5 protein-coding genes are annotated in these 3209 nt (G+C 26.7%); 1 reads left to right on the top strand and 4 read right to left on the bottom strand.

What is annotated here, in order from left to right:
• Positions 1-77: 77 nt before the first annotated feature.
• The 4 genes from ACRC03_RS05345 to ACRC03_RS05330 form a co-directional block, all read right to left on the bottom strand.
• Positions 78-521, bottom strand: a complete 444-nt coding sequence (locus tag ACRC03_RS05345; RefSeq protein WP_438651531.1) for a hypothetical protein — start codon at positions 519-521, stop codon at positions 78-80.
• Positions 522-524: 3 nt separating this feature from the next.
• On the bottom strand, positions 525-905 hold the full coding sequence (locus ACRC03_RS05340; protein WP_438651530.1) for a nucleotidyltransferase domain-containing protein: 381 nt from the start codon (positions 903-905) through the stop codon (positions 525-527).
• 121 nt (positions 906-1026) lie between these two features.
• A complete protein-coding gene (locus tag ACRC03_RS05335; RefSeq protein WP_438651529.1) occupies positions 1027-1779 on the bottom strand; it encodes a permease in 753 nt (250 codons plus the stop codon).
• Positions 1776-2258 (bottom strand): permease, encoded by a 483-nt coding sequence (locus ACRC03_RS05330; protein WP_438651528.1) that lies wholly within the window; start codon positions 2256-2258, stop codon positions 1776-1778. The genes ACRC03_RS05335 and ACRC03_RS05330 overlap by 4 nt, the downstream gene beginning before the upstream one ends.
• A 99-nt stretch (positions 2259-2357) precedes the next feature.
• On the opposite strand from ACRC03_RS05330, the gene ACRC03_RS05325 reads away from it, so the two are divergent.
• Complete coding sequence (locus tag ACRC03_RS05325; protein ID WP_438651527.1) at positions 2358-3038, top strand: Crp/Fnr family transcriptional regulator; 681 nt, start codon at positions 2358-2360, stop codon at positions 3036-3038.
• Positions 3039-3209: the final 171 nt, after the last annotated feature.

Genomic DNA, 3209 nt, shown 5'->3' with positions numbered 1-3209 from the left:
TTTTTATTTTATATAATTTTTATCATAAAAATACAAGGCCATACCATGATGATATAACCTTGTATTTTCTATTTATTTTATTTTTGATTATATTTAGATTTTGCCAAAGTTACTATACTAAGAAACTTTTGAGAATTGTTTTTATAAAAATCTAATACATCTTCAAATGGTGGAACTTCGTATCCATGAGAGAACTTATTTCTTATAGAACTTAATGCTATTATAAAATATAGACTATCTTGTGGTAAAAGATTTTCTTTTATACAAAGTTCTAAATATTCTTTATAGCTTTTTCCTGTAATTGGTATATCCATTACAGTATTACAATAAGTCAAATAATCTTTTAACAATTCGTAAAAGCTTCCTATATAAGATTTAAACCCTTCTTGTGCGCATTTTTTAAGATATTCTAATTTTTCTAATTCATTCATATTTTGACAGAAATTATCTAAATTATATATACAATCTAGCATTTGATCACATATTAAGTTTATATCGATATTAGATTTATTAAAAACCATACTTTACCTCCACATGCATCTTCTCGTTAAATCTATAAAATCTTTATTATCTAAGTAAAAAGAAAAAAATTTATTTTTAAATTCAATACTAGGTTCATTAATTATAATCCCGCTATATATCTCACTTAGCAGATATATTGGATATGAGTCTGTTGGATTTTTCAAGTCTACTTCTATATTTAAAGCTTTCTCTAACAAATCTTTATACATCATTATCTCTGTTAAATCCAACTTGATTTTTGTAAACCAAGCTATATCTATATCACTAATACCGTCTTTATAATTATCAGTTCCGTAACTTCCAAAAACATAGATGGCTTCTGTTATTTCTTTCGGGAGGCAATTTATAATTGTATCTTTTATTTGTTTTGATACTGAGCGCATATTTTACTCTCCTTATTCTTAAAAGTTTGTAATTTATATGTATATTATAACATATTTATTTATTATTTAGTCATCACCCAAAACTAACGACTGAATTAAATATATAGTTAAGTATAGGTAACTACTCTATATTTTCTACTCTAAGTTTTATGGCCTTAGCAGGACATTTATCTACCGCAGTTTGTATTGATTCATAATGTTCCTCTTTTATATCTTGATTAATAACTACTGCTTTCTTATTTTCCATAGCAAAAGTAACTGGTGCTAACTTTGTACAAATACCACATCCTATACAATAACTAGACTCTATGTTTAAAATACCTTCATCTGTATTTTCTCCTATAAATTCTACAGATTTTTTTAATACATCTTCTTTTTTAACTATCTTAGCCACTAGATATGCCATTAAAAATATAGATATACTTGTTAATATCCATCTTATAAAAGTAAACTTAGGTCCTAAAAACTTTGCTTCATTTGCTAGCATAGGTACTTTTACTACAGCCCATGAGCTTAGTATTATTACTATATTAGAAATACGAGCACCTTTATTTAATAATGTTTTACATACTGGAAATGCCGCATATATAGGTCCTGCTGAAAAACTTCCTAATAAAAATGAAAATATATATCCCTTTAGTCCCGCATCTTCACCTAACATATTTTGTATAGTTTTAGTAGGAACCCACGCTTCAATTAATGATGTTAAAAGTAAAATTACTGGCATGATTATTAACATTTCTTTTATATAATACAAACTATTAAAAAATGATTGTGCTCCTTTATCTGGCAATACTATTCCTAGTGTTAAATAGGTTAAGGCTACAAAACTTATAAGCTTATTATTTTTTACTGTATTAAGAACTTTCATCATATTATTACCCCCATACAAACTGCTATCAATATTGCAAATCCAAAACTAAATATGTTTCTTGCTAGTGCAAACTTCACTCCAAATTCTTTTTTCTCAAGGGGAAATGTAACCACCCCTACCATAGTTAAAGTAGTCAAAAATGCTACTACAGGTAATATTCCAGCTCCTGCATCTAGTAATGATGATACTAGTGGGAAGGCTACAAATGCTGGTATTAAAGTTATACTACCAACTAACGCTGCCATTACAGTAGATAAAAATGAACTTGAATCCCCCATATATTCTTTGATCATTTCTGGTGGAATAAATGTAAGTAGTAAACCTATTAAGAAAAGTATTCCTATAATATGTCCTATCATACTTTTCATCATTCCTGTAGACATTTTTACAGAGTTAAGTGTTCTCTTCTTGTCTTTTTTCATAGACACAACAAACCAAATTAAAGTTATTACCCAAAGTAACAAAGTGAATATATCCATTTTCAATCTCCTTTTCAAATCTATTTATTTACATTATAATTAATCTTAGATTTTAAAAAAGTTACTTAGGTAACTAATTGCTAATTTAGGAGAAAAATAATGAATGAATATATAAAACTACTACAATCGATAGACTTATTTAAAAATATTTCCTATGAAGAAATTTTAGATTTTTTTACTCCGAATCTATATATAGTAAAAAATTATAAAAAGGGTTCTATTATATTTCTAAAAAATGAAGAATGTAAAACTTGCAATATATTACTAAAAGGAAATGTAGTCATACAAGACGTAGATATAAACGGAAATGTTTTGACCTTAAATAAATTTTCTAGTGGCGATATCTTTGGTGATAATTTATTATTTTCTAGCTCTAATAACTACCCTATGAATATTTTTTCTTACACAGATACTACAGTCATACATTTAAAAAAAGAGCTTATCTTTAACCTATGTAAAAAAGACTCTGTTTTTTTAGAAAACTTTTTAATGTCTGTATCAGACAAAACAATAATTTTAAAGGATAAGGTAAAAAAACTATCTATTAAATCTATCAGAGAGTGCATAGTAGACTACCTTCTTTATCAATATAAATGTCAAAATAACTTAACTATAAAACTGGACCGTAGCAAAAAAGAACTTGCCGAAGAGTTTGGTATTCAAAGAACTTCCTTTTCTAGAGAGTTAAATAAAATGAAAAAAGATGGGCTTATTGACTTTGATAATAAATGTATAGAAATTATTGATTTAGACTTATTACTTGAGATTTATAATAATTAGATTTATGATACTTTTTATAACCTTCTAAATAAATTAAACTACACACCTGCTAAAGCAGGTGGATTTACGGTATAAATACCTTTGACTGAAAGTCATTGCTCTTTAAGGATTAATCCTTCTAAAAAGACCTGTAGCTGAAGCAACCTAAAGAGCTGGACTTAAACTCCTACT

Source organism: Romboutsia sp., from assembly GCF_051659545.1.
In the GTDB taxonomy this organism is placed as follows: domain Bacteria; phylum Bacillota; class Clostridia; order Peptostreptococcales; family Peptostreptococcaceae; genus JBOFOR01.
Note: the sequence above shows the minus strand (reverse complement) of the source record. Positions and strands in the feature narration are given on the sequence as shown.

Coding starts and splice junctions, on each gene's coding strand:
- ACRC03_RS05345 (WP_438651531.1), bottom strand. CDS start 521: ATGGTTTTTAATAAATCTAATATCGATATAAACTTAATATGTGATCAA.
- ACRC03_RS05340 (WP_438651530.1), bottom strand. CDS start 905: ATGCGCTCAGTATCAAAACAAATAAAAGATACAATTATAAATTGCCTC.
- ACRC03_RS05325 (WP_438651527.1), top strand. CDS start 2,358: ATGAATGAATATATAAAACTACTACAATCGATAGACTTATTTAAAAAT.
- ACRC03_RS05330 (WP_438651528.1), bottom strand. CDS start 2,258: ATGGATATATTCACTTTGTTACTTTGGGTAATAACTTTAATTTGGTTT.
- ACRC03_RS05335 (WP_438651529.1), bottom strand. CDS start 1,779: ATGATGAAAGTTCTTAATACAGTAAAAAATAATAAGCTTATAAGTTTT.